The sequence below is a fragment of the Massilia sp. CFBP 13721 genome (assembly GCF_014842025.1).
In the GTDB taxonomy this organism is placed as follows: domain Bacteria; phylum Pseudomonadota; class Gammaproteobacteria; order Burkholderiales; family Burkholderiaceae_D; genus Telluria.
In genome coordinates, this window is record NZ_JACYUY010000016.1 from 21381 (window position 1) to 46360 (window position 24980).

Genomic DNA, 24980 nt, shown 5'->3' on the forward strand with positions numbered 1-24980 from the left:
TTATCGTGCGTACAAAACCGCCCATTTCTGCGACGATGCTGTTGACAAAACCATCACCCCAGCTACCCACATGAACAAACTCAAACACCTCGCCGCCGCCATCGCCATGCTGGCCACCCTCGGCACGGCGCACGCCCAGAAGGAACAAGTCGTCCAGGACGGCATCGCCGTCAAGCCGCTCTCGCGGGTGCGCGTGATCGTGCCGGAAGAGCAGCTCAACGAGGCGGCGGCCCAGCAGTACCAGGCGATGATGTCGGAAGCCCAGCAAAAGGGCGCGCTGGTGCCGGCGACCGATCCGCAGGTCAAGCGCCTGCGCAGCGTCGCCCAGCGCATCATCCCGCACACGCCGCGCTGGAACGCCTCGGCCAAGGGGTGGCAGTGGCAGGTCAACCTGTTCGACCAGCCGCAGGTCAACGCCTTTTGCATGCCGGGCGGGCGCATCGGCTTCTATACCGGCATCATCAACCAGCTAAAACTCACCGACGACGAGATGGCCGCCATCATGGGCCACGAAATCGCCCACGCGCTGCGCGAACATGGCCGAGAGCGCGCCGCCAAGTCGGGCATCACCTCGGTGGTCGCGCGTGGCGCCGGCGCCATCGGCGCGGCGATTTTCGGCATCGACCCGAGCATCACCAACACCGTCACCGGCATGATCGGCCAGGGCGTGGTGCTGAAATTCTCGCGCGACGAAGAGCGCGAGGCCGACCTGGTCGGTCTCGACATCGCAGCCCGCGCCGGCTACGACCCGCGCGCCGGCATCGCCCTGTGGCGCAAGATGGCGATGCTGAACAAGGGCGCGCCGCCCGAATTCCTGTCCACCCACCCAGGCGGCGAAACCCGGATCAGGGACATGGAAGCGCACATGAACGTGCTGCTGCCGCTGTACGCGCGCAGCAAGGGCACGACGGTAAAGCAGTTGCCGCCTTACCGTACCAACGTCGCATTGCGCTGAATATGGGCCGCCAGGCAGAAGCCAACGCCTACGTTCCGCTGCCGGTGCGCGGCGGCGTCGCGCCCAGCTACCTGTGGCTGACCGAAACGCGCGCCGGCGGCATGCTGCGTTTTCTCGCCGAGCGTTTTCCCGACGTGACGCCGGCATCGTGGGCCGCGCGCCTGGAACGCGGTGAAGTCGTCGATGCCGCCGGCGCGCCTTTGCAAGCGGACAGCCATGTCCGCCAGGGCATGCGCATCTGGTATTACCGCGAACTCGACGAAGCGGAAACGCCGATCCCGTTCAGGGAACAGATCCTGTTCCAGGACGCGCACCTGCTGATCGTCGACAAGCCGCATTTCCTGCCGATGATCCCGAGCGGGCGCTTCCTGCACGAGACGTTGCTGGTGCGGCTAAAGGCGCAGCTGGAACTGCCGCACCTGACCCCGATCCACCGCCTCGACCGCGAAACCGCGGGCGTCGTGATCTTCTCGCACAATCTGGAAACGCGCGGCAGCTACCAGTCGATGTTCCAGAAGCGGGTGGTCAACAAAGTGTACGAGGCGCTGGCCGGGCCGATCGCGGGACGCGATTTTCCCTTTACCTACCGTAGCCGCATGCAGGACGCGGCGCAGTTTTTCGTGAGCGAAGAAGTGCCGGGCGAGCCGAATTCGGAAACGCTGATCGAACTGGTCGAGCGCCGCGGCGACGTCGTGCGCTATCGCCTGCATCCGCACACCGGGCGCAAGCACCAGCTGCGCCTGCACCTGTCCTCGCTGGGCGCGCCGATCCTGAACGACGCGTTTTATCCGGTGGCGCTGCCCTGCAAGGGGGACAATTTCAGCGCACCCTTGCAGCTGCTGGCGCGGTCGATCAGCTTCGACGACCCGTTGACGGGCCAGAAGCGCACGTTCGAGAGCGAACGCACGCTGGACTGGCCGTAGGGTGGGCGCCCCGTGCCCACGCGGACGTCGGCATACCTGCTATGCAATCAGACGTGGTAGTCGATGATCAGCGGGGCGTGGTCCGAGAAACGCTCGTCCTTGTACACCGACACCGTATGCGCCTTGGCTGCGATGCCCGGCGTCGCCACGTGATAGTCGATGCGCCAGCCGACGTTCTTCGCATACGCCTGGCCGCGGTTGCTCCACCAGGTGTAATCGGCCGCCTCCGGCGCCACGGTGCGGTGCACGTCGACCAGGCCGAGCTCGTCGAACAGGCGCGTCATCCAGGCGCGTTCTTCCGGCAGGAAGCCCGAGTTCTTCTGGTTGCTCTTCCAGTTTTTCAGGTCGATCTCCTTGTGGGCGATGTTCCAGTCGCCGCAGATGACCACTTCGCGGCCTTCGGCTTTCAGCTCCTGCAGGTGCGGCAGGAACGCTTCCATGAAGCGGAACTTGGCCAGCTGGCGCTCGGGCGAGGACGAACCCGACGGCGCGTACAGCGAGATCACGGTCAGGTTGCCGAAATCGCAGCGCGTGTAGCGGCCCTCGGCGTCGAACTCCTGGCAGCCGAAGCCGATGCGCCTGGTGTCCGGGGCCAGGCGGCTATAGACGCCGGTGCCCGAATAGCCCTTCTTTTCGGCGTAGTGGAAATGGCCGTGGTAGCCATGCGGACGGAGGAAATCCTCGGTCATGTCGGCTTCCTGGGCTTTCAGTTCCTGCACGCAGATGAAGTCGGCGTCGGCGCTCGCGAGCCAGTTGAAGAAACCCTTCTTGTGGGCCGAACGGATGCCGTTCAGGTTGGCGGAAATAATTCGTGGCATTGGTAGAGAAATAAGGAAAGGCGAGAACTGTGACCGGGCCGCAACGCATGCGGGGCCAATAGTGTAACGCGTTTTCCCCGGCCGGGAAATGCACAGCGGCAATCTGCTAGACTGTTGCCTGCGCGAAGCGTTCTACGCCTTCGCATTCCCGCTTTTACCGGAGGCCGATGTGCTGACCACCCCCGACGCGGCGAACCAAGGCGCCACTGGCGACCACTTCCCGTCCGTCCGTTTCTACGATAACGATGCCACCTTGCTCGACGAAGCCGCAGACTTTGTCGACGCGGCCTTGCGCGCCGGCGGCACCGGTCTTGTGATCGCCACGCCCGAACACGTGCTCCAGCTGCGCCGCCGCCTGGCCGGTTTCGGCAGCGCCGAAGGCAGCGTCTGCTGGTATCCCGGCCGCCTGGTGGTGCTCGATGCCGAAACCACGCTGGCCGCCTTCATGGTGGATGGGCAGCCCGACCCGCAACGCTTCCGCGCGGCCATCGGCCCGGCCTTGACCGCCGCGATTGCCGCCGGCGGTCCGGTGCACGCCTTTGCCGAGATGGTGGCGCTGCTGTCCGCGCGCGGCAACTACCGCGGCGCGGTGTGCCTCGAGCAGCTCTGGAGCGCCGTCGGCGACGAGTACCGCTTCTCGCTGTTCCACGCCTTGCCGTCGAGCGTGACGGCGTCCGGCGACGCGTTCACCCATCAACCGCTGCGCCGGCAGGACAGCGGCGCGCCCGCGTCCGTGCACCACGAACAGCGCGCGCTGCAGCTCGAAGCCGAGATCGCACGCCGCAAGGAAGCCGAGCAGACGCTGCGCCGCCGCGAAAAGGAGTTCGCCGACTTCGTCGAGAACGCCGCCGAAGGCTTGCACCGGGTCGCCGGCGACGGCACTATCCTCTGGGCCAACCGCGCCGAACTGCAGATGCTCGGCTACAGCTGGGAAGAATACGTCGGCCTCCACATCGCCGACTTCCACGTCGACGCCGACGTCATCGCCGGCATTCTCACCAAACTCTCGTCCGGCGAGACCCTGTACGATCAGCCGGCGCGCCTGCGCTGCAAGGATGGCTCGATCCGGCACGTGGTGATCCATTCGAACGGTTATTTCGAGGATGGCCAGCTGCGCTATACGCGCTGTTTTACGCGCGACGCCACCGAACGGCGCCAGCGCGACGAGGCGCTCGAGCGCCTCGAGCGCGCCCACGCCGAGCGCGAACGCCTGCTCGAGGAACTGACGGCCGCCAACCGCGCCAAGGACGAGTTCCTGGCCATGCTCGGGCACGAGCTGCGCAATCCGCTGTCGCCCATCGTGACGGCGCTGCAGCTGATGCGCATGCGCGGCGAGACGGCGGCCGCGCGCGAACGCGAGATCATCGAGCGCCAGGTCGAGCACCTGGTGCGCCTGGTGGACGACCTGATGGACGTCGCGCGCGCCACGCGCGGCCAGATCGAACTGAAATCGGAGCGGGCCGACATCGCCCAGCCGCTGGCCAAGGCGGTCGAGATGGCCAGTCCGCTGCTGGCGCAGCGCGGGCATCGTCTCGTAGTCGAGGTCGAGGCGGGCATGGAGTGGGAGGGCGATCCGATGCGCCTGTCCCAGGTGGTGTCGAACCTGCTCACCAACGCCGCGCGCTACACGGAAAACGGCGGCACGGTGACCTTGTCGGCGCGCCGCGACGGCGCCGGCTGGCTGCGCATCGGTGTGCTCGATAACGGCATCGGCCTCGCACCCGAGGTACTGCCCCAGGTGTTCGGCCTGTTCTTCCAGGGCAAACGCAGCGTCGACCGCGTCGAGGGCGGCCTCGGCATCGGCCTGGCGCTGGTGAAGAACATCGTCGAGCTGCATGGCGGCAACGTGGAAGCGCACAGCGCGGGTCTCGGCTGCGGCAGCGAATTCGTCGTGCGCCTGCCGGTGCAGGGCGTGGCCCTGGCGCCGCTGGAACCAGCGGCAGCCATCGCGCCGGCGGCAGCGGGCCAGCGCATCATGATCGTCGACGACAATGCCGACGCCGCCGAGACGCTCGGCATGCTCCTGTCCGCGCACGGCCATACGGTCGCGGTGTTCAACGAGCCGCTCGCCGCGCTGGCGGCGGCGGCGCAATTGCGGCCGCAGATCGCCGTGCTCGACATCGGCTTGCCCGGCCTCGACGGTTACGAACTGGCCGCGCGCCTGCGCGCCTTGCTCGGCGCCGATGCCTGCCGCCTGATCGCGCTCACCGGCTACGGCCAGGATGGCGACAAGGCGCGTAGCGAGGCGGCCGGTTTCGAGCAGCACCTGGTCAAGCCGATCACGCCCGAACAGGTGGCAAGGCTCGCCAGCAAGCCCTGAATGCTACCCAGGTGGGCGGCGCAGATTAAAATACGTGCTTTCGTATACAAGGAGAGCTGCGTGAACAATCTGCGCCAGGAGTTTATTGCGTTTTCGGTCGAGACCGGCGTCTTGAAATTCGGTGAATTTACGACCAAGGCCGGGCGGCTCTCGCCGTACTTCTTCAACGCCGGCCTGTTCCACGACGGCGCCACGCTCGGCCAGCTGGCGCAGTTCTACGCCCAGACCCTGCTCGATTCCGGCGTCGAATTCGACATGCTGTTCGGCCCCGCCTACAAGGGCATCACGCTGGCATCAAGCACCGCCGTCGCCCTGGCCGGCAAGGGCCGCAACACCTCGTACGCCTACAACCGCAAGGAAGCCAAGGACCACGGCGAAGGCGGCACCATCGTCGGCGCCGGCTTGAAAGGGAAGGTCGTGATCGTCGACGACGTGATCTCGGCCGGCACCTCGGTGCGCGAATCGGTCACCATGATCCGCGCCGCCGGCGCCGAACCGGCCGCCGTGCTGATCGCCCTCGACCGCATGGAACGCTCGGGCAAGGACGACGCCTTGTCAAACGGCTCGGCGGTGCAGCAGGTGGCGCGGGAGTTCGGCATTCCCGTCATTTCGATCGCCAACCTGGACGACCTGTTCACTTACCTGTCAGGCGAGTCCGGCGCCGAGCTGGGGCAGCACAAGGAAGCAGTGGCGGCGTATCGCACGCGCTACGGCGTCTGAAACGAGACGCGAGATCGCAATCACAGAAGCGCGGCAAGAATGGTCACTGCGTCGCGGGCCAGCATCACCAGGCGCTGGCCCTGCCGCCCAACGAAGGCTGCGATCTGCTCGATGAACGCGGATTCTTCGTTGCGGTATTCGTTCGAACGCGCTAACGCAACAGCCGCGGTACTGGCGGCATCTGCCATGCGTTGCGCCTCGCGCTGCATCAATCTGCGGTCGATCACGCAGCGTACGGCAAAGTCGGCCAGGGCAAAGGGCGTGACTTCATCCAAAGTGAACGCATCGCCGTATGCCATCGCCAGATCGGTATCGAAATGCCCATACTGGACCACGCTGACCAGGTCATACCAGGGCGCCGGTTCGAGGTAGCCGCCAGGCCCGACAAAGAACGAAAAATTCTTGCCGTGCGCATCGCTGTTCCCGATCAGGAACTGGAATAGCGCCCAGCGCAGCATCGTCAGTTTTGCCTGAGCCTTGTTGCCTGTCAGTTCGCCAAGAGCGAACAGGCGCTCGAAGCTCATGCCATCTCGAATATCGCGTACTGCCGCTTCCTTGCCGAGATTGCGCTCGTACTTGAAGCTGACGGGCAGGTCGCAGGCCTGGCAGGCATCGACCATGTGGCGCCGCTCGACGCGCACTTCGTCATCCTGCTTGTGGACGATGCGGTCGAACCGGCGGACGACCAGCACCGGGCGCGGCGTACGCAGCAGCTGCACCTCGGCCGCCGGCAAGCCGATACGGCGCGCGAGCGTCATGCAGAAGTGTTCGTTCACGGCGAGATGCGGCAGCCTGGAATGGCCTAGGTCGGGTTTCAGGATATGGGTCGATGCCAGGCGCGGGCCGTCGACCAGGAACAGTCGTCCGCCTGCTTCGAGCGGGGCGTCGAGATAGACCAGCAGCTTGTCCTGCACACCGGCGACCGACATGCGCACCTTGCCATCCCATACCGTGAACGGCATGTCGTGGTCGGCGATGCGCGCGTCCAGTTCCGCGATCGGGATGTCGCGCATTCCGTGACCGCCTGAAGCGGCCGGCATGTCTGCCTGCGCGTCCCGGAAACGCAGTACGCCCGCGGTTTCCTGGCCGAGTGCACGGATCAGGCCGAACACGTTCGACCTGGCGAGGCCGTTGGCGGCGACAGCGACATCCAGTGCATGCCCCTCCGGCAGCAGGTGCTCGATGAAGCGCTTGATCGAGCGCTGGTCGTAGCCATGCGCGGCCGCTTCGAGCGGCAACGCCGGCGACAAGGGAAATGCACCGGGATCGTCGAGCCAGCCGGGGACATAGGTCAGCGACCATGCATCCGGCAGCGGGTCGTGCCCGATATGCGCCATCAGGGAGTCGCCGGCGTACACCTCAAGCACGAATTTCACGGAGCCTCTCCTGGCTCGACCGCAGCAGATGTCAGCCTGGCGGGACGGGCCCAGGGATGCTCTTTGGGGACGACGAGCAATGCGAGGCCGAGGCCGTCGAGAACCGCCATTGCCTTGTCCAGGCGTACGCTGCCTTGCCCGTTTTCGAGCCGCGACATCAGGTCGACCGATACCCCGAGAAGTCCTGCGGCGTCATCGATACGCAATTGCTGGGCACGGCGTCGCTGGCGTACCAGGGGACCCAAGGCAGCGGAGGAGGTGAGCAGGGTAGCGTTCATGTCCGTAGTTTCGGAAAATCAGAAATAATTGCGAGTATAACGTCTTCTCTCACGTATTTTCTGAAATTCCGAAATTCGCGGCGTAATTTATGCGCTTGGTTGAAAATTTCTGAAAGTCCGAAACACCCAGCGCGCTCGCTTTTTCCGGGTATAAAAAAACCGGAGCAAGCTCCGGTTTTTTTTGCGAGACAGCCTGTATCAGCCTGCCAACTTCTTCTTCAGCAGCTCCGTCACCTGCGCCGGATTCGCCTTGCCCTTCGACGCCTTCATGGTCTGGCCGATCAGCGCGTTGATCGCCGCTTCCTTGCCGGCGCGGTACTGCTCGACCGATTTCGCATTCGCCGCCAGCACTTCGTCGACGATCGCTTCCAGTGCGCCCGTGTCCGAGATCTGCTTCAAGCCCTTCTGCTCGATCACGAGGTCGGCCAGGTTTTCGTCCAGTGACTTCGCTTCCCACATCGCCGCGAATACTTCCTTGCCGGCCTTGTTCGAGATGGTGCCGTCGGCGATGCGGCGGATCAGGAGCGCCAGCTGCGACGCTTCCACCGGCGAGGCGGTGATCTCGACGCCTTCGCGGTTCAGGGTCGAGGAGACGTCGCCCATCATCCAGTTGGCGATCGCTTTCGCGTTTTCCTTGCCGGCTTTCGCCACCACGGCTTCATAGTAGTTCGCCATCGCCTGCGAGGAGGTGAGGATCAGGCTGTCGTATTCCGGCAGGCCGTAGTCGCCGGTGAAGCGCTTGCGCATGGCTTCCGGCAGTTCCGGCATGTCGGCGCGCACGCGCTCGATCCAGTCTTCCGAAATCGTCAAGGGCGGCAGGTCGGGGTCGGGGAAGTAGCGGTAGTCCTGCGCATCCTCTTTCGAGCGCATGGCGCGGGTTTCTTTCTTGTCCGGGTCCCACAGGCGCGTGGCTTGCTGTACCTTGCCGCCGTCCTCGATCAGTTCGATCTGGCGCCGCACTTCGTAGTGGATCGCTTCTTCCATGAAGCGGAACGAGTTCAGGTTCTTGATCTCGCAGCGGGTGCCGAATTCCTGCTGGCCCAGCGGACGCACCGAGACGTTGACGTCGCAGCGGAACGACCCTTCCTGCATGTTGCCGTCGCAGACGCCGAGCCACATCACCAGGCCGTGCAGCGCCTTGGCATAGGCCACGGCTTCGTTTGCACTGCGCATTTCCGGCTCGGAGACGATCTCGAGCAGCGGGGTGCCGGCGCGGTTCAGGTCGATGCCGGTCATGCCGGCATAGTCTTCGTGCAGCGATTTGCCGGCGTCTTCCTCGAGGTGGGCGCGGGTCAGGTTGACGGTCTTCGTCTCCAGCTTGCCGTCCTTTTCGTAGCCGAAGGTGATCGTACCGCCTTGCACCACCGGGTCTTCGAACTGGCTGATCTGGTAGCCCTTCGGCAGGTCCGGGTAGAAGTAATTTTTACGCGCGAAGACGGATTGCGGGGCGATTTTCGCGCCCACGGCCAGGCCGAAGCGGATCGCGCGCTCGACAGCGCCCTTGTTCATCACGGGCAGCACGCCCGGCAGCGCCAGGTCGACCGGGCTGGCCTGCGTGTTCGGCGCAGCGCCGAACTGGATCGCGCTGCCGCTGAAGATTTTCGAATTGGTCGTGAGCTGGACGTGGTTCTCAAGACCGATGACGACTTCCCATTGCATGGTGTTCTCTCTTTTCTGTTCGGGCGTGGACGTTAGACCCCGGCCGGGGCGCGTTGGTGCCAGTCGGTCGCCAGCTGGTACTGGTGCGCGACATTCAGCAGCTTCGCTTCGGCGAAATAATTGCCGATGATTTGCAGGCCGACCGGACGCTTGTCGTTCTTTTCGCCGCTGCCGAAACCGCAGGGAATCGACATGCCGGGCAGGCCGGCCAGGCTGGTCGACAAGGTAAAGATGTCGGCCAGGTAGTTGGCGACCGGGTCGTTCGTCTTCGAGCCTGCATCCCAGGCTACGGTCGGCGCGACCGGGCCCATGATCACGTCGCACTTGTCGGCGAACGCTGCCTGGAAGTCGTCGGCGATCAGGCGGCGGATCTTTTGCGCCTGCACGTAATAAGCGTCGTAGTAGCCATGGCAGAGCACATAGGTGCCGACCATGATGCGGCGCTGGACTTCGCCGCCGAAACCCTCGGCGCGCGTTTTCTTGTACATGTCCGCCAGGTCCTTGTACGCGCTGGCACGGTGGCCGTAGCGCACGCCGTCGAAGCGCGACAGGTTCGACGAGGCTTCCGCCGGGGCGATGATGTAGTAGGTCGGGATCGACAGCGCCGTTTTCGGCAACGAGATATCCACCAGCGTCGCGCCGAGTTTCACGAACTGCTCGAGCGCGGCGCGCACGGCGCTTTCCACGTCGGCGGCCAGGCCTTCGCCGAAGTATTCGCTCGGCACGCCGATGCGCAGGCCATTCAAAGGCTTGTCGAGGTCGCGCGCGAAGTCTTCGTGCAGGTTGCCCTGCTCGGGCGTGAGGCTGGTCGAGTCGCGCTCGTCGTGGCCGACCATTTCGTTGAGCAGCAGGGCACAGTCCTCGGCCGTTTGCGCCATCGGGCCGCCCTGGTCGAGCGAAGAAGCGAAGGCGATCATGCCGAAGCGCGAGACGCGGCCGTAGGTCGGCTTGATGCCGGTGACGCCGCAAAAGGCGGCCGGCTGGCGGATCGAGCCGCCGGTGTCGGTGGCGGTCGCGGCCGGCGCCAGGCGCGCGGCGATCGCGGCGGCCGAGCCGCCCGAGGAGCCGCCCGGTACCGCCAGCGCATCCCACGGGTTTTTTACCGGGCCGAAGGCCGAGTTCTCGTTGGCCGAGCCCATCGCGAATTCGTCGCAATTGACTTTGCCGAGCGTGACCATCCCGGCCGCATTGAAACGGTCGACGACGGTGGCGTCGAAGGGGCTGACGTAATTGGCCAGCATCTTCGAGCCGGCAGTCGTGCGCCAGTCGCGCGTGACGAAGATATCCTTATGGGCGATCGGCACGCCGGTCAGCGGGCCGGCCGTGCCCTCGGCGAGGCGCACGTCGGCGGCTGCCGCCTGGGCCAGCGACAGGGCCGGGTCGACGTGCAGGAAGGCGTTGTGTCCGCTCGCGGCGATGCGGTCGAGGAAGTGCTGGGTCAGCTCGGTGCTCGACACCTGCTTCGAATGCAGCAGCGCCGACAGTTCTTTGATGGTCTTGTTATGCATGGTGCTTGTCTGTTCGTGAGAGGCGGGCTAAGTTGCTGGTTACTCGATGACCTTCGGCACCAGGTACAGGCCGTCCTGGGCTTTCGGCGCGGGCGCCTGGTAGTCGTCGCGGCGGTTTTCTTCCGTCACCACGTCTTCGCGCAGGCGCAGCGGCAGCGACGACAGGATGGCGGCCAGCGGGTGCGACAGGGGCGCGACGCCGCTAGTGTCGACCGCCTGCATCTGTTCGGCCAGGGCGAAGATGCCGTTCAATTCGCCCAGCGCGGTCTCGGCGTGGGCATCGTCCATATCGAGCTGCGCCAGGTTGGCGATCCGTTTTACGTCTGAAAGAGTCAGGGACATGGCAAAAAGCGCGGCGCGGGCCGCTTTCAAAATGGGGTTGGGCGGATAACGGAATGACAATGCAATGGCCGCAGCAGGGCTGTTGAACAGCGTGCTACGGTCGATAAAACCTTGCTAATACCGTCGATCTCGCTCGGGAACTGGGGGGTAAAACCCCCTGTATTCAGCGTGTAATGCGCAAATAATCGGTAAATTATAAGGTAGAATGGCGGGCTAATGCGTGGTCGGCGCCGAATGAGCGCGGCCACTGCAGCCGGTATCTGCCTGACGCAGGTACTACACAAGACCGCCGGGCGCAGGCAGGGCCGACGCGGCAAGGATTCCCGATCAATTCGTTTAGGCGCGGCTTCGCGCATCAGGACATACATGTTTGGTTCTTTACGCAGTTATTTTTCGAACGACCTGGCCATCGACCTGGGTACCGCCAATACGCTGATCTATGTGCGCGGCCAGGGCATCGTGCTGGACGAGCCATCGGTCGTTGCGATCCGCCAGCAGGGCGGCCCGAACGGCAAGAAGACGATCCAGGCGGTCGGCAAGAAGGCCAAGCAGATGCTGGGCAAGGTGCCGGGTAATATCGAGGCGATCCGCCCAATGAAGGATGGCGTCATCGCCGACTTCACCGTCACCGAAGAGATGCTCAAGCAGTTCATCCGCATGGTGCACGATTCGAAGTTCTTCCGTCCATCGCCGCGCATCATCATCTGCGTGCCTTGCGGTTCGACCCAGGTCGAACGCCGCGCGATCCGCGAATCGGCGCTCGGCGCCGGCGCCTCGCAGGTCTACCTGATCGAAGAACCGATGGCCGCCGCGCTCGGCGCCGGCCTGCCGGTATCGGACGCGACCGGCTCGATGGTGGTCGACATCGGCGGCGGCACCACCGAAGTCGGCATCATTTCGCTGGGCGGCATGGTCTATAAAGGTTCGGTGCGCGTCGGCGGCGACAAGTTCGACGAAGCCATCGTCAACTACATCCGCCGCAACTACGGCATGCTGATCGGCGAACAAACCGCCGAAGCGATCAAGAAGGCGATCGGTTCGGCCTTCCCGGGTTCGGAAGTGAAGGAGATGGAAGTCAAGGGCCGCAACCTGTCCGAAGGCATCCCGCGCGCGTTCACGATCTCGAGCAACGAGATCCTCGAAGCGCTGACCGACCCGCTCAACAACATCGTCTCGGCGGTGAAGAACGCGCTCGAGCAGACCCCGCCGGAACTGGGCGCCGACATCGCCGAGAAGGGCATGATGCTGACCGGCGGCGGCGCACTGCTGCGCGACCTCGATCGCCTGTTGATGGAAGAAACCGGCCTGCCGGTACTGGTGGCCGAAGACCCGCTGACCTGCGTGGTGCGCGGCTCGGGCATGGCGCTGGACCACAATGACAAGCTGGGTTCGATCTTCTCGTACGAGTAAGACACCAAAGCTGTCTGCCCGCTGGCGTACGACCTGGGCAGGCGACCGGTGCAAGGCCGGCCGCCTGCCTGCGCTGATTTCCGCGGCTGATTCATTAGGCCGTCAACACTGACATTCATGGATTACAGTCCTCCGCCGCTTTTCAAACAGGGCGCCCCCGCACGGGTGAAGGTGACGGTGTTCGCGCTGGTCTCGCTGGTGCTGCTGGTGGTCGACGCGCACATGCATGTCTTGAGCACCGTGCGCCAGGTAGCCGCCACCGTGCTCTATCCGCTGCAGATGGCCGCACTCGTGCCGCGCGATGCGGTGGCCAGCATGGGCGGCTATTTTTCCTCGCTCTCGAGCCTGCAGAACGAAGTGCGCGAGCTGAAAAGCCAGCAGGTGACGCAGGCCCAGGCGATGCAGCAGGCCCAGCTCCAGATGGCCGAGAACGCCCATTTGCGGCGCCTGCTCGAGGCGCGCGAGTACCTGCCGGTGGCCACCATCATGAGCGAGATCCTGTACGACGCGCGCGACCCGTCGACACGGCGCATCGTGCTCGACCGCGGCGCACGCAACGGCGTGCAGCTCGGCCTGCCGGTGATCGACAACGCCGGCGTCATCGGCCAGGTCACGCGCGTGTTCCCGTTCACTTCCGAAGTGACCCTGCTGACCGACAAGGAGCAGGCCATCCCGGTGCAGGTGCTGCGTTCCGGCCTGCGCAGCATCGCCTACGGGCGTGGCCACTCGGGGCTGCTCGACCTGCGCTTCGTCGCGCCCGACGCCGACATCCAGGTCGGCGACGTGATCGTCACCTCCGGCCTGGACGGCATGTATCCGGCCGGCCTGGCCGTGGCCAAGGTCGTGCAGGTCGAGAAGGTCGCGGCCGGCGCCTTTGGCCGCGTCATCTGCCAGCCGCTCGGCGGCGTCGACCGCAACCGCCAGCTCCTGATCGTGATGTCGTCGATGGCGCGCGCACCGCGTCCGGAGACGGCGGCGGCAGCNCCGGCCACGCCCTTGCCGGCGCAAGGCTTGCCGACGCAGCCGGGCGCCAACACGCCTGCAGGCACTGGCGCCGGCGCGCAGCCGGCGCCGAACCCGCCGGCCGGGAATTCACCAGCCGCGCCCGCCACGAACCCGCCGGCCACCAATGCGCCGGCCGCATCCGGAACGCCATCGCCCGCGGCACGCAGCGCGCGCCCGGCCACGCCGCCCACGGCCGCCGTTACCGTGCCGGCTGCGCCGGCAGACCGAAAGGAGGGCGCCTGATGTCCGCACGTCCGAATTACATCCTGCTGCCGGTCAGTCCGCTGTTCATCGCGTTCAGCCTGACCTGCGCCTTCATGCTCAACCTGCTGCCCTGGGGCCAGTGGATCGGCGCGCCCGACTTCGTGGCACTGGTGCTGGTCTTCTGGGGCATCCACCAGCCGAGGAAAGTCGGCATCGGTGTCGCCTTCGGCATGGGCCTCTTGATGGACGTGCACGATGCCACGCTGCTGGGCGAGAACGCGCTGGCCTATACGCTGCTGTCGTACGTCGCGACGATGATCCACCGCCGCGTGCTGTGGTTCCCGGTACTGACCCAGGCCATGCACGTGTTTCCGCTGCTGCTGCTGGCGCAGGCGATCCAGGCGTTGGTGCATTTCTTCGCGACCGGACGCTTTACCGGCTGGTCGCATTTCATCGAAAGCGCGGTCGCCGTCATCCTGTGGCCGGTGATCACCTGGCTGCTGCTGGCGCCGCAGCGCCGCGCGGTCGACCTCGACCATACCCGCCCGATCTGATGGCCCTGGCCATCGAGCGCAGTGCTTAAATGACAGAAATCAAAGATAGCGACCGCGAGATCCACCACTTCCGCCTGCGCCTGACGGTGCTGCTGGGGATGGTGTTCGTCTGCTTCGGCATCCTGGTGGCGCGCTTCGTCTGGCTGCAGGTCATCCAGCACGACAAGTACCATGCGCAAGCCGAGGACAACCGCATCGCGCTGGTGCCGATCGTGCCGAATCGCGGCCTGATCGTCGACCGCAACGGCGTCGTCCTGGCGCGTAACTACTCGGCCTATACGCTCGAGATCACGCCCTCGAAACTGCAGGCCAGCATGGATTCGGTGATCGACGAGCTGGCCAAGCTGGTGAGCATCGAACCGAAGGACCGCAAGCGCTTCAAGCGCCTGATGGAAGAATCGCGCAGCTTCGCCAGCGTGCCGCTGCGCACCCGCCTGACCGACGACGAAGTCGCGCGCTTCACCGCGCAGCGCTTCCGCTTCCCGGGCGTGGAAGTACAGGCGCGCCTGTTCCGCCAGTATCCGCTGGGTGAAGTCGCCTCGCACGTGGTCGGCTACATCGGCCGCATCAACCAGCGCGAATCGGAGGCGCTGGCCGAGAGCGACGACGCCGCCAACTACAACGGCACCGACCACATCGGCAAGGAAGGGCTGGAAAAGAAGTACGAGCGCTACCTGCACGGCACCACCGGCTACGAGCAGGTCGAGCGTTCGGCGGGCGGGCGCGCGATCCGCACGCTGTCGCGCCGTGCGCCGGTCCCGGGCAGCAACCTGATCCTGTCGATCGACATCGAACTGCAGAAGGTGGTCGAGGAAGCCTTCGGCGACCAGCGCGGCGCCCTGGTCGCGATCGAGCCGGCCACCGGCGACGTGCTCGCTTACGTGTCGCGCCCGGGCTTCGATCCGAACCTGTTCGTCGACGGCATCGATACGCAAAGCTGGAACGAACTGAATACCTCGCTGGACAAGCCGCTGATGAACCGGCCGCTGTCGGGCACCTATCCGCCCGGCTCGACCTTCAAACCGTTCATGTCGCTGGCGGCGCTCGAACTGGGCTTGCGCAAGCCGTCGGATGCGATCCGCGACGCCGGCTTCTTCATGCTCGGCGGGCACCGCTTCAACGACGACAAGCCGGGCGGCCACGGCTACGTCGACATGTACCGCTCGATCGCCGAATCCTGCGACACCTATTACTACCAGCTCGGCAACGAGATGGGGATCGACCGCCTCTCCGATTTCATGCGCCCGTTCGGCTTCGGCGTGCCGACCGGGATCGACCTGGAACACGAAAAGATCGGCGTGCTGCCGTCGAAGGAATGGAAGGCGAACCGTTTCAAGCGCAACCGCGCGGCCCAGAAGTGGGTCGGCGGCGACACCATCTCGGTCTCGATCGGCCAGGGCTTCAACAACTACACGATGATCCAGCTGGCGCACGCGGTGGCCAACCTGGCGAACAACGGTGTGGTCATGAAGCCGCACCTGGTCAAGCTGATCGAGGATGGCGCCACGCGCCAGCGCACGCTGACGGTGCCGAAGGAAAGCCGCCGCATCCCGCTCAAGCAGGCCAACGTCGACTTCATCAAGAGCGCGATGGTGGGCGTGACCCAGGAAGCCTACGGCACCGGCCGCCGCGCCTTTGCCAATGCCGGCTATATTTCCGGCGGCAAGACCGGCACGGCGCAGGTGATCGGCCTGAAAGGGCAGAAGTACAACGCGCATGCGATCGACGAACGGCACCGCGACAATGCGCTCTACACCGCGTTCGCGCCGGCCGACACGCCGACCATCGCGATCGCGCTCGTGGTCGAGAACGCCGGCTTCGGCGCGGCCTCGGCCGCCCCGATCGCGCGCAAGGCGCTCGACTATTACCTGCTGGGCAAGCGGCCCACGCCACCCAAGCCGGCCGATGGCCCGGCCGGCAAGAAGACCGTGGTCGCGGCGGCGCCGGCCAAAGCGGCGCTCTCGCCTGCGCCTGCGAACGCCGCAACCGTCCCCGCCGCCGCCACTACACCAACGCCGCGCGCAGCCGCCGTTGCATCCCCTGCACCCGCGGCCCTGCTGGCGCCGGCCACCACCAAGGAATAACGCATGGCCTATTATCCGGAGCGGCGGTCCCTCAGCCGCCGGCTCAAGCCGTATTTCACCGTCTTCGACTGGCCGCTGGCGATGATCCTGTTCATGCTCGCCACCACCAGCGTCATCACCATGTCGTCGGCCGGTACCGAGTTCCCCGGCCGGCTCGAGGCGCAGATGCGCAACTTCATCCTCGCCTTCGGCATCATGTGGGTCGCCTCCTTGATCCCGCCGCAGACCCTGATGCGCCTGGCGGTGCCGATCTATACCTTCGGCGTCACCCTGCTGATCGCGGTGGCCATGTTCGGCATCATCAAGAAGGGCGCACGCCGCTGGCTGCACGTCGGCGTCGACATCCAGCCGTCCGAGATCATGAAGATCGCCACGCCGCTGATGATCGCCTGGTACTTCCAGCAGCGCGCCAAGGTGGGGGAGTGGAAATCCTTCCTGGTAGCGGGCGTCCTGCTGCTGATTCCGTTCGCCCTGATCGCCAAGCAGCCCGACCTCGGTACCGCGCTGCTGGTCGGCGCTTCCGGCTTCTACGTCATTTTCCTGGCCGGCCTGTCGTGGAAAGTGCTGATCGGACTGGCGATCGCGGCCGCGGCCGGCATGCCGGTTGCCTGGTCGATGCTGCACGATTACCAGCGCGAACGCATCATGACGCTGATCGACCCGACCTCCGATCCGCTGGGTAAAGGTTTCCACATCATCCAGTCCGTGATCGCCATCGGTTCCGGCGGCGTGAGCGGCAAGGGATACCACCAGGGAACCCAGGTGCAGCTCGAATTCGTGCCGGAACAGACGACCGACTTCGTGTTCTCCGTGTACTCGGAAGAATTTGGGCTAGTCGGAAACCTATTTCTTTTGGTAATCTACCTGCTGCTGATCGGACGCGGCGCGATGATTGCCGCGAATGCCCCGAACATGTTTTCGCGTCTGCTGGCCGGCGCGATCACGATGATTTTCTTTACGTATGCCTTTGTCAACATGGGCATGGTGAGCGGGATCCTGCCCGTGGTGGGAGTTCCGCTTCCTTTCATGAGCTACGGCGGTACCGCGTTCATCACGCTGGGCCTCGGCGCTGGTATATTGATGAGCATACAACGGCACCGGAAACTGGTGCAGACCTGATAGGAGGAGGATGCGATGACCGCTCCGAGACTACTCCCAGCGGTCATTGCCTTCGCGGCATTGTTGACCGGATGCGGATCGACCGGCGAACACAAAAAGCTGGCTCCGCTGCCCTGGAACCATAAAATCACCGCCAAGCATGGCGACGTGGCGCTGCCGGCCGCCGGCTCCGGCCGCGGCGGCTATTACAAGGACGACGGCCCGGGCCTCAACATCCCACCAGGCCTGGAACTGGTGCCCGACGCCATCGTGCGTCCCGAGCCGTATGCCAAATGGGCAAACCGCCCGTATTCCGTCTTCGGCCAGACCTACAACCCGATCCTGCACGAAGAACCGTTCAACCAACGCGGCGTGGCCAGCTGGTATGGCGTCAAGTTCCACGGCCAGCGCACCTCGTCGGGCGAGCCCTACGACATGTACAAGATGACGGCGGCGCATCCGACGCTGCCGATCCCGTCCTATGTCCGCATCACCAGCGTCGCTACCGGCAAGTCGGTGGTGGTGCGCATCAACGACCGCGGCCCGTTCCACGCCAGCCGCATCGTCGACGTCTCGTACACGGCGGCGCTGAAGCTCGGCCTGCTGGGCAAGGGCAGCCACGAAGTCGAACTCGAACGCCTGTTCCCGGAAGACCCGAGCCGCCTGGCCACGCTGCGCCGCGCCGCGACCTCGCTGGCGCAGGCGCTGACGCCCACGGCGCCCAAGGCAGGGACGCAGGCGCTGAACGTCACGCCGGCCCCGCCGGACATCGCCGCGCTGATGCTGGAAGACCGCGTGCAGTCCGACAGCGCTGCCGCGGTGCAGTCGCTGCCCGCGAACCAGGGGCTGGCAACGTCCACCGCAGTGGCCGGCTTCTATTTGCAGCTGGGCGCCTACAGCCGCGCCGACAAGGCGCAGGAAATGAGCCGCCAGCTGGCCGACGCCGGCGTCGCCATCGGCAACCTGGAAGTCGCGCCGGCGGGCAGCGTGCACCGCCTGTACGGCGGCCCGTTCGGCTCGCGCGCGGAAGCGCAGCAGGCAGCGCGGGAGCTGCCGCCGGCGTTGGGGTTGAAGCCGATTGTGGTCAAACGCTAAAAAGAGGATTGCCGGTCGTCGAGTACCGTAGGGTGGGCCGGTCGGCGAACCGCTCTCGAGCCCACGCGGTTCACAAGTGGATATCCCGCGGCTTTACATCTAAACGCACACGATGAATCGCCGTTGTTTGCGAGATCGATGGCAAACTCCGACCAGCCGCCGTACCGCGTGGGCACAAGTGCCCACCCAGGATAACTCAGCGGCAAATATGCAGGACAGCCGCGGCCATCCCGCGCCCGGCGTCGACGATCCGGCTGCGAATCTCCGTATCGATGTTTCGGAACCGGTACGCGAAGCGTTGCGACTGCGGTCCGCGCGGCAGGATGCGCACGTTGGCGACGCCCTGTTTCGCCAGGCGCGCCTGCTCGCTGCGCGCGGCCGCCTCGGACTTGAACACGCCCAGCGAAATCGCCCAGCGCATCGGCGAGTCGCCCTGCATCACGAAGGAATTGGTCACGCCGCGCTCGCGCAGGTCCGCCGTGCGGCGGTCCGCGCCTTCCTTGCCGCCTTGCGGCGGCAGGTAGACCATGTAGCTGCTCACTTCCTGGAACGGCACCGTCAGGCGGGTCTGGCGGGCGCCCAGGTCGAGGGCGGCCAGGCGCGTCTCGAAGCGGCGCGCTTCGAAAGCGGTAAAGGCGTCGGTCTCGACACAGGGTACGGCGGGGGAGGGCGCCGGTTCGGGCGCGGCCGGTACTTCAGCCGCCGCCACGGTTTCCGCAGCGGCCTCGGTGGTTGCCGCAGTGTCGGCAGCCGCCGCAGCATCCGCGATCGCCTGCGCCTCGGCGCCGCTCAGCAGCACGAGCCTGTCGGCGGCGAGCTGGTTGCGCAGGCGCGCCGGCTCGCGCACGTCGCCGTCCGGGCTACCCAGGAAGCCGCGTCCGTACGCGAACACGAGCGCGTTCGCGCACAACAAAGCCCAGAATACGAATCTCAACAAGTGCTGTCCCCCATTGGCGTTTCGGCCAGGGCCACCGCGTGCAGCCCGACCAGCACGATATTATCGACCAGGCGGTGCGCACAGGTGAGCGCCGGCGCGATATATGGCGCGGCGCCGCCCGATAGGATGCACAGCGCGCCACTGTGGGTTTTACCGTGCTGCGCCACCGCGCGCTCGATCGCCCCGGCCTGGGCCGACAGGCAGCCGGAGACGATGGCGTCGTTCGTATTGTCGGCGAACTGCGGCGGTGGCGCGGCGCCAGGCGTCGCCTGCGGCAACTGCGCCGTGTTCTGCGCCAGCGCGCCGGCCATCAAGGCCAGGCCGGGCAGGATCATGCCGCCGATGAAGCGGCCATCGTTCGACACCGCATCGACCGTGGTCGCGGTGCCGGCCGTGGCGACCACCAGCGCCTGGCCGGGCGCCAGCGCGCGCGCGCCGATGGCGGCGGCGAAGCGGTCGCAGCCCAGGCGTTCCGGCTCGCGGTAGCCGTTGACCAGTCCCGCGCGCTGCGCGCTGGAGGCAAACCATTCGGTATCGATCGGGGCGAGCAGGGCGCCCAGGCGCTCGCGCAGGGCGGCGCCGGCCACGTTCGAAACCAGTGCGTGCGTGACGCCCTGGCCGTGCCAGGCAGCGGCCGCGGCGTCGAGGTCGGCGTGCAGGGCGGCGCCACATGCAAGCCACGCACCGGCGGCCGCGCCCGGCGCCGCCAATGCCCATTTCACGCGCGTATTGCCGGCATCGATCAGCAGCAGCATTTAGTGGCCTTTCACGCGCAGCGACACGTCGCCGGCCAGCACCGCGATGCGGCCGGCGCTTGTGTCGAGCAGCAGGCGGCCGGCGTCGTCGACGCCGGCGGCGCTGCCCTCATGCAGCACGGTGCCGCCGTCGAGGACGGTTACCAATTCGCCCTGCCAGGCGTGGCGCAGGTTCCAGCGCGCGGCGAAGGCGGCAAAGCCGGCGCGCTCGAATTCGCGCAAGGCGCCTGCCAGGCCGTCCAGCAGCGCGGCCAGCAGGGCATTGCGGTCCATCCGCGCCAGCCAGGGCAGCGAGGCCACGCTGCGCCCGATCTGCGCTTCGAGTTCATCCGGCATGACCAGGTTCAGGCCGATGCCGATCACGGCCCAGACGCCGCCCTGCTGTGCCGCCTGCGTTTCGATCAGGATGCCGGCCAGCTTGTCGCCGTCGCGCAGCACGTCGTTCGGCCACTTCAGGCGCACCTGCACGCCGAGGCCGTCGAGCGTTTCGGCGAGGGCGACGCCGACCGCCAGAGGCAATCCGGTGAGGCGCGGCAGGCCGCCTGCGAAACGCCAGGCCAGCGAAAAGGTAAGCGACCCTTCGCTCGACGACAGCCAGCTGCGGCCCGCGCGACCGCGCCCGGCGGTCTGGTTGCGCGCGACCAGCAGCAGCGGCGCGTGCAAGGTGGCGGCGCGCGCCAGCAGGTCGGCGTTGGTCGAGCCGGTTTCCTCGACCACTTCGACGTCAACGCCGGCGCCCGACAGCGCGACGATCGCGGCGCCGTTCATGCGGCCTCCTTGCGCGGTTTCATTGGCGCCTTCGCGAACAGCAAGTCGAACACAAAGTTCGGCAAGGCGCGCAGCAGCTTGGCAGCGACGCCCATTTGCCAGGGCAGCACGCGGTAGCTGGCGCCGCGCGCGATCGCGCGCACCGCGCTGGCGGCGAAGCGTTCGGCCGGCATCAGGAAGGGCATCGGAAAAGGGTTGTTGCGGGTCATGGGAGTATCGATATAGCCGGGCGCGATGGTCACGACGCGAATGCCGGCGGATTGCAGTTCGAGGCGCAGCGATTCGCAGTAGGTGTGCACCGCGGCCTTGGAGGCGCAGTAGGCGCCGGCGCCGCGCATGCCGCGCACGCCGGCGATGCTGCCGATCGCCACCAGGCGGCGCCTGCCCGTTTGCGCCTTCATCGGCGCGATGAAGGGCGCGAAGGTGGCGACGGTGGCGCCCACGTTGGTGGCAAAGACGGACTCGAACACGGCCAGGTCTTCAGGGCGCTCGGTGAGGGTGCCGTGCGAGATGCCGGCACAGGCGATGACGATGTCGGCGCCGCCGGCGGTATTCAGGAAATCGCGCGCCGCCGCCGCCAGCGCCGCATGGTCGCATACGTCGAGCGCATAGCTGCGGTGACGTTCGGGGTGGGGCAGGGACGCGGCCAGCGCGGCGAGCACCTCGCCGCGCCGCGCGACCAGGCCGAGGATGGCGCCGCGCGCCGCGTACTCACGCGCCAGCGCCGCGCCGATGCCGCTCGAGGCGCCGGTGATGAAGACCCGGTCGGCTCCAGCGGCCGCGGTCATTTCTTGTCCGCTTTGGCCGCTTTGGCTTTCTCCACCAGTGCGTCCATCACCTGCAGGGCGACCTGCTGCTGTTCCAGTTCGGACTGCGCGCCATGGTTATGCGATTCGTCCGGGTTCGCCATCGATGGCGAAGTGACGAAGCGACCGTCGACGGCGACGAATGGCCAGTGATCGACCTTGTAGTCGTTCATCATGGCGGCGGCGCGGCGCACGCGCGATTGCACACCCATCGAGCGGTAGGCGTCCGTAAAGCGGGCCCGGTCGATGCCGGCCTTGGCGGCCCAGTCGACTACCTCGTCGTCGTCGGCGAAGCGCACGCCCTGCTGGTGCATGGCGGCGAACACCTTGCCGTGGTACTGCTCGGTCAGGCCGAGCGCTTCGAGCGTGGCGAACAGGCGCAGTTGCGGCAGCGCGCGCTGGCCGGCGGCCACGTGGACGCGCCTGAAGGCGATGTTGTCGCCCTGTTTTTTCACCCATGCAGCCAGCACCGGCTCGAATACGTTGCAGTGCGGGCAGGAGTAAGCAAAGAACTCGATGACTTCGACCTGCTTGCCGGCCGGGGTGTCCATCTTTTGCGGCAGCACCTTGTAGTGCACGCCTTCTTTCGGAGCGAAGGGAGCGGCGGACACGAGGCCGCCCAGGGTCAGCAGGGCAGCGGCACAGATTGCACGGCGAAGCAGTTGCATCGAGTTTCCTTGTGGTTGAAGGTTAACTTCGGGGTTATTTCGGAATTACTTCTGATTGCGGACGATGGCGACGTCGATCCCGCTGTCGAGCAGTTTCGCGCGCGCCTTGTTCACGGCTTCCACCTGGTTGAACGGGCCCAAGCGTACGCGGTGCAGGGTACCGCTGTCGCTGGCGCGGTCGGTGATCGCCGCTTCAAAGCCGAGCAGGGCCAGCTTGGCGCGGGTGTTTTCGGCGTCCGACATTTCGCGGAAGGCGCCCGCCTGCAGGTAATAGATGTACTTGTCGTCGCCGCCGGCCGCCGGCGCCGCGGGGGCGGCCGGTGCGCCAGCGGGCGCTGCCGCCGGTGCCGGTGCGGCAGGTGCTGCCGGTTTCGGCTCGCTGGCGGCAGTCATGCCGGCGATCGCCTGGCCGAGCGGATCGGACTCGGTCGCGGCAGCCGGCGCCGGTGGCGGCGGGGCAGCGGCAGCCGCCGCCTTCTTCGCTTCGCGCTCGGCCAGCTGTTTCGCCGCTTCGCGCGCGGCGTCGCGGTTGCCGTACATCGGCTTGTTCGGGTCGTTCGCCAGGCTCGGCTCGAGGTCGGCCGGACGGCCCATCTTGTTCGAGCGGTCGGTGAAGGGCGACGCGCCCTTGGTGATCATCAGCGCGACCACGACGGCGATGCCCAGGCCGATGATCAGGCCGATGATGATGCCGGTCAGGGTGCTGCCGCGCTGGCGCGAAGGGAGACGAAGAGATGCGGTCATGGTCGCTTGTGCTTGTGCTGGTCGTTATGCTTCTGGAGCGGCTTGTGTTGCATCCTGCGCTTCGGCCGGTGCGCGTTCCATCTTGTTCGGCGCCGAGACGCCGATCAGGGCCAGGCCGTTGCGTAGCACCTGGCGCGTGGCAGTGGCCAGGGCCAGGCGTGCCAGCTTGAGCGCCTCGTCATCGTCGAGCAGCCACTTGTGGGCGAAATAATAGCTGTGCAGTTCGCCGGCCAGTTCGCGCAGGTAGAAGGCGACCTGGTGCGGGCCGAGTTCGGCCTGGGCGCGCTGCAGCACTTCCGGATAGGCCGCCAGCTTCGACAGCAGGCTGGCCTCGTGCGGCGTGGTCAAGGCGGACAGGTCGACGTTTGCCAGCGCCGCTTCGTCGCCGCCCCAGTTGGCCAGCGCCGAGCAGATGCGCGCGTGGGCGTACTGCACGTAATACACCGGGTTCTCGTCCGAGGTTTTCAGGGCGACGTCGACGTCGAACACGAATTCGGTGTCGGCCTTGCGCGAGATGAGGAAGAAGCGCACCGCATCGCGGCCGCGCGTGATGTCGCCGTTGCCCGACCACTCGATCAGGTCGCGCACGGTCACGTAGGAGCCGGCGCGCTTGGAGATTTTGACTTCTTCGCCATCCTTCATGACGGTGACCATCTTGTGCAGCACATAGTCGGGGTAGCCCTGCGGGATACCGATGTTGACCGCTTGCAGGCCGGCGCGCACGCGGGCGATGGTGCCGTGGTGGTCGCTGCCCTGGATGTTGATGGCCTGGTCGAAGCCGCGGCGGAACTTCTGCATGTGGTAGGCCACGTCCGGCACGAAATAGGTGTAGGTGCCGTCGGACTTGCGCATCACGCGGTCCTTGTCGTCGCCGTAGTCGGTCGTTTTCAGCCACAGCGCGCCATCCTGCTCGTAGGTGACGCCGGCATCGACCAGGGCTTGCACGGCCTGTTCGACCTTGCCGTCGGCGTAGAGCGAGGACTCGAGATAGTAATTGTCGAACTTGACGCCGAAGGCTTGCAAATCCTGGTCCTGCTCGTTGCGCAGGTAAGCGACGGCGAAGCGGCGGATCGATTCGATGTCGTCGGCATTGCCGCTGGCGGTGGCCGGCTCGCCATCGCTGGCGGACACGGTTTGTCCGGCCAGGAAGTCGGCGGCGATGTCGGCGATGTAGTCGCCGTTGTAGGCCGACTCGGGCCACTGTTCGTCGCCCGGCTTGAAGCCGCGGGCACGCGCCTGCACCGAGTTGGCCAGCGTGGCGATCTGCACGCCGGCATCGTTGTAGTAAAACTCGCGCGTCACTTCATGGCCCTGCGCTTCGAACAGCGACGACAAGGCATCGCCCAGCGCCGCCTGGCGGCCGTGGCCGACGTGCAGCGGGCCGGTCGGGTTGGCCGAGACGAATTCGATGATCGCGTGGTGGCCCTTGCCGGATTCGCCGCGTCCGAACGCCGCGCCCTGTTGCAGGATGGTGCGCACCACCGACTGCTTGGCGCCGGCGGCCACGCGCAGGTTGATGAAGCCGGGACCGGCAACGTCGGCCGCGTCGACCAGGTCGGCCGCATTCGGATCGGCCAGCAGGGCCGCGACCAGGCGCGTGGCCAGTTCGCGCGGGTTGGTCTTCAGTGGCTTGGCCAGCTGCATGGCGATATTGCAGGCGACGTCGCCGTGGCTCGGATCGCGCGGACGCTCCAAAACAACGTTGGGCGTCAGATCGGTACCGGCGACGATCGGCGCCAGGGCAGCCTGGAAGAGGGCGACGATCTCTTGTTTTTGTTGGGCGAGCATAATTTAATCGGTCAATGAGTTCGGTGAGGCGGTGGCGCGGCCACGGCATATCAGAGGTTCATTATACTGGTTTGCTGCAACGCCGAATACGGCGCCGCCACTCGTCAGGGTCCTGTTTAAGCGCGGCCAAAGACAGAATCGGTACAATGCGCTCTTTCTCCGCAC

Annotated in this window: 23 protein-coding genes; 10 read left to right on the top strand and 13 right to left on the bottom strand. The window is 66.2% G+C overall.

Annotated elements, in window-relative coordinates; all coding sequences use genetic code 11:
* The first annotated feature begins 70 nt into the window (after window positions 1-70).
* On the top strand, window positions 71-955 hold the full coding sequence (locus IFT60_RS15750) for a M48 family metallopeptidase (RefSeq protein WP_192053170.1): 885 nt from the start codon (window positions 71-73) through the stop codon (window positions 953-955).
* A gap of 2 nt (window positions 956-957) precedes the next feature.
* The gene (locus tag IFT60_RS15755; RefSeq protein WP_192053172.1) at window positions 958-1878 is read left to right on the top strand and encodes a pseudouridine synthase; all 921 of its coding nucleotides are present in this window, start codon (window positions 958-960) and stop codon (window positions 1876-1878) included.
* Between the two features lie 47 nt (window positions 1879-1925).
* Here IFT60_RS15755 and IFT60_RS15760 read toward each other — a convergent pair whose 3' ends face one another.
* Entirely contained in the window at window positions 1926-2696 is a 771-nt protein-coding gene (locus tag IFT60_RS15760) for an exodeoxyribonuclease III (RefSeq protein ID WP_192053174.1), read from the bottom strand.
* A gap of 169 nt (window positions 2697-2865) precedes the next feature.
* Between IFT60_RS15760 and IFT60_RS15765 the strand changes: the two genes are divergently transcribed.
* The gene (locus tag IFT60_RS15765; protein ID WP_192053176.1) at window positions 2866-5016 is read left to right on the top strand and encodes a hybrid sensor histidine kinase/response regulator; all 2151 of its coding nucleotides are present in this window, start codon (window positions 2866-2868) and stop codon (window positions 5014-5016) included.
* 60 nt (window positions 5017-5076) lie between these two features.
* Entirely contained in the window at window positions 5077-5736 is a 660-nt protein-coding gene (gene pyrE, locus IFT60_RS15770; RefSeq protein ID WP_192053178.1) for an orotate phosphoribosyltransferase, read from the top strand.
* A gap of 20 nt (window positions 5737-5756) precedes the next feature.
* On the opposite strand, the gene IFT60_RS15775 is transcribed toward pyrE, so the two are convergent.
* The 5 genes from IFT60_RS15775 to gatC form a co-directional block, all read right to left on the bottom strand.
* Entirely contained in the window at window positions 5757-7112 is a 1356-nt protein-coding gene (locus IFT60_RS15775) for a HipA domain-containing protein (RefSeq protein ID WP_192053180.1), read from the bottom strand.
* A complete protein-coding gene (locus IFT60_RS15780; RefSeq protein ID WP_192053182.1) occupies window positions 7109-7390 on the bottom strand; it encodes a helix-turn-helix domain-containing protein in 282 nt (93 codons plus the stop codon). The genes IFT60_RS15775 and IFT60_RS15780 overlap by 4 nt, the downstream gene beginning before the upstream one ends.
* A 198-nt stretch (window positions 7391-7588) precedes the next feature.
* Window positions 7589-9049 (bottom strand): Asp-tRNA(Asn)/Glu-tRNA(Gln) amidotransferase subunit GatB, encoded by a 1461-nt coding sequence (gene gatB / locus IFT60_RS15785; protein WP_192053184.1) that lies wholly within the window; start codon window positions 9047-9049, stop codon window positions 7589-7591.
* Between the two features lie 32 nt (window positions 9050-9081).
* Window positions 9082-10557 carry an Asp-tRNA(Asn)/Glu-tRNA(Gln) amidotransferase subunit GatA gene (gene gatA, locus IFT60_RS15790; protein ID WP_192053186.1) on the bottom strand — a complete coding sequence of 492 codons (1476 nt, stop codon included), beginning with the start codon at window positions 10555-10557 and terminating at the stop codon, window positions 9082-9084.
* 39 nt (window positions 10558-10596) lie between these two features.
* Window positions 10597-10899: an Asp-tRNA(Asn)/Glu-tRNA(Gln) amidotransferase subunit GatC gene (gatC, locus tag IFT60_RS15795; protein WP_192053188.1), complete on the bottom strand. Its 303-nt coding sequence runs from the start codon at window positions 10897-10899 to the stop codon at window positions 10597-10599.
* A 366-nt stretch (window positions 10900-11265) separates the two neighbouring features.
* Between gatC and IFT60_RS15800 the strand changes: the two genes are divergently transcribed.
* The 6 genes from IFT60_RS15800 (at window position 11266) to IFT60_RS15825 (ending at window position 18349) form a co-directional block, all read left to right on the top strand.
* Window positions 11266-12309: a rod shape-determining protein gene (locus tag IFT60_RS15800; protein WP_192053190.1), complete on the top strand. Its 1044-nt coding sequence runs from the start codon at window positions 11266-11268 to the stop codon at window positions 12307-12309.
* 117 nt (window positions 12310-12426) lie between these two features.
* The coding region (gene mreC, locus IFT60_RS15805; RefSeq protein WP_229510901.1) for a rod shape-determining protein MreC at window positions 12427-13292 on the top strand (866 nt) is incomplete at its 3' end.
* Between the two features lie 264 nt (window positions 13293-13556).
* Window positions 13557-14072: a rod shape-determining protein MreD gene (mreD, locus tag IFT60_RS15810; RefSeq protein WP_192053194.1), complete on the top strand. Its 516-nt coding sequence runs from the start codon at window positions 13557-13559 to the stop codon at window positions 14070-14072.
* 29 nt (window positions 14073-14101) lie between these two features.
* Window positions 14102-16156: a penicillin-binding protein 2 gene (gene mrdA, locus IFT60_RS15815; protein WP_192053196.1), complete on the top strand. Its 2055-nt coding sequence runs from the start codon at window positions 14102-14104 to the stop codon at window positions 16154-16156.
* A gap of 3 nt (window positions 16157-16159) precedes the next feature.
* Window positions 16160-17275 (top strand): rod shape-determining protein RodA, encoded by a 1116-nt coding sequence (rodA, locus tag IFT60_RS15820; RefSeq protein WP_192053198.1) that lies wholly within the window; start codon window positions 16160-16162, stop codon window positions 17273-17275.
* A 15-nt stretch (window positions 17276-17290) separates the two neighbouring features.
* Window positions 17291-18349 (top strand): septal ring lytic transglycosylase RlpA family protein, encoded by a 1059-nt coding sequence (locus IFT60_RS15825; RefSeq protein WP_192053200.1) that lies wholly within the window; start codon window positions 17291-17293, stop codon window positions 18347-18349.
* 196 nt (window positions 18350-18545) lie between these two features.
* Here the strand turns inward: IFT60_RS15825 and IFT60_RS15830 are convergent, their stop codons facing one another.
* The 7 genes from IFT60_RS15830 to argS are packed head-to-tail and all read right to left on the bottom strand — an operon-like array spanning window position 18546 to window position 24815.
* Window positions 18546-19286: an SPOR domain-containing protein gene (locus IFT60_RS15830; RefSeq protein ID WP_192053202.1), complete on the bottom strand. Its 741-nt coding sequence runs from the start codon at window positions 19284-19286 to the stop codon at window positions 18546-18548.
* Window positions 19280-20041 carry a type III pantothenate kinase gene (locus IFT60_RS15835; RefSeq protein ID WP_192053204.1) on the bottom strand — a complete coding sequence of 254 codons (762 nt, stop codon included), beginning with the start codon at window positions 20039-20041 and terminating at the stop codon, window positions 19280-19282. The genes IFT60_RS15830 and IFT60_RS15835 overlap by 7 nt, the downstream gene beginning before the upstream one ends.
* Window positions 20042-20809, bottom strand: coding sequence for a biotin--[acetyl-CoA-carboxylase] ligase (locus IFT60_RS15840; RefSeq protein ID WP_192053206.1), 768 nt, complete (start codon window positions 20807-20809; stop codon window positions 20042-20044).
* Window positions 20806-21597, bottom strand: coding sequence for an SDR family oxidoreductase (locus tag IFT60_RS15845; protein WP_192053208.1), 792 nt, complete (start codon window positions 21595-21597; stop codon window positions 20806-20808). Before IFT60_RS15845 ends, IFT60_RS15840 begins: the two co-directional genes overlap by 4 nt.
* Window positions 21594-22283: a thiol:disulfide interchange protein DsbA/DsbL gene (locus tag IFT60_RS15850; RefSeq protein WP_192053210.1), complete on the bottom strand. Its 690-nt coding sequence runs from the start codon at window positions 22281-22283 to the stop codon at window positions 21594-21596. Before IFT60_RS15850 ends, IFT60_RS15845 begins: the two co-directional genes overlap by 4 nt.
* 45 nt (window positions 22284-22328) lie before the next feature.
* Window positions 22329-23027 carry an SPOR domain-containing protein gene (locus IFT60_RS15855; RefSeq protein WP_192053212.1) on the bottom strand — a complete coding sequence of 233 codons (699 nt, stop codon included), beginning with the start codon at window positions 23025-23027 and terminating at the stop codon, window positions 22329-22331.
* 24 nt (window positions 23028-23051) lie between these two features.
* Window positions 23052-24815: an arginine--tRNA ligase gene (gene argS / locus IFT60_RS15860; RefSeq protein WP_192053214.1), complete on the bottom strand. Its 1764-nt coding sequence runs from the start codon at window positions 24813-24815 to the stop codon at window positions 23052-23054.
* Window positions 24816-24980: the final 165 nt, after the last annotated feature.

What these genes read in the sequence shown, in the direction of transcription:
- mreD (WP_192053194.1), top strand. Translation starts at nt 13,557, where the DNA reads ATGTCCGCACGTCCGAATTACATCCTGCTGCCGGTCAGTCCGCTGTTC.
- IFT60_RS15840 (WP_192053206.1), bottom strand. Translation starts at nt 20,809, where the DNA reads ATGAACGGCGCCGCGATCGTCGCGCTGTCGGGCGCCGGCGTTGACGTC.
- IFT60_RS15750 (WP_192053170.1), top strand. Translation starts at nt 71, where the DNA reads ATGAACAAACTCAAACACCTCGCCGCCGCCATCGCCATGCTGGCCACC.
- gatC (WP_192053188.1), bottom strand. Translation starts at nt 10,899, where the DNA reads ATGTCCCTGACTCTTTCAGACGTAAAACGGATCGCCAACCTGGCGCAG.
- gatA (WP_192053186.1), bottom strand. Translation starts at nt 10,557, where the DNA reads ATGCATAACAAGACCATCAAAGAACTGTCGGCGCTGCTGCATTCGAAG.
- IFT60_RS15780 (WP_192053182.1), bottom strand. Translation starts at nt 7,390, where the DNA reads ATGAACGCTACCCTGCTCACCTCCTCCGCTGCCTTGGGTCCCCTGGTA.
- IFT60_RS15825 (WP_192053200.1), top strand. Translation starts at nt 17,291, where the DNA reads ATGACCGCTCCGAGACTACTCCCAGCGGTCATTGCCTTCGCGGCATTG.
- IFT60_RS15855 (WP_192053212.1), bottom strand. Translation starts at nt 23,027, where the DNA reads ATGACCGCATCTCTTCGTCTCCCTTCGCGCCAGCGCGGCAGCACCCTG.
- IFT60_RS15760 (WP_192053174.1), bottom strand. Translation starts at nt 2,696, where the DNA reads ATGCCACGAATTATTTCCGCCAACCTGAACGGCATCCGTTCGGCCCAC.
- rodA (WP_192053198.1), top strand. Translation starts at nt 16,160, where the DNA reads ATGGCCTATTATCCGGAGCGGCGGTCCCTCAGCCGCCGGCTCAAGCCG.
- IFT60_RS15835 (WP_192053204.1), bottom strand. Translation starts at nt 20,041, where the DNA reads ATGCTGCTGCTGATCGATGCCGGCAATACGCGCGTGAAATGGGCATTG.
- argS (WP_192053214.1), bottom strand. Translation starts at nt 24,815, where the DNA reads ATGCTCGCCCAACAAAAACAAGAGATCGTCGCCCTCTTCCAGGCTGCC.
- IFT60_RS15800 (WP_192053190.1), top strand. Translation starts at nt 11,266, where the DNA reads ATGTTTGGTTCTTTACGCAGTTATTTTTCGAACGACCTGGCCATCGAC.
- gatB (WP_192053184.1), bottom strand. Translation starts at nt 9,049, where the DNA reads ATGCAATGGGAAGTCGTCATCGGTCTTGAGAACCACGTCCAGCTCACG.
- IFT60_RS15850 (WP_192053210.1), bottom strand. Translation starts at nt 22,283, where the DNA reads ATGCAACTGCTTCGCCGTGCAATCTGTGCCGCTGCCCTGCTGACCCTG.
- IFT60_RS15755 (WP_192053172.1), top strand. Translation starts at nt 958, where the DNA reads ATGGGCCGCCAGGCAGAAGCCAACGCCTACGTTCCGCTGCCGGTGCGC.
- IFT60_RS15845 (WP_192053208.1), bottom strand. Translation starts at nt 21,597, where the DNA reads ATGACCGCGGCCGCTGGAGCCGACCGGGTCTTCATCACCGGCGCCTCG.
- mrdA (WP_192053196.1), top strand. Translation starts at nt 14,102, where the DNA reads ATGACAGAAATCAAAGATAGCGACCGCGAGATCCACCACTTCCGCCTG.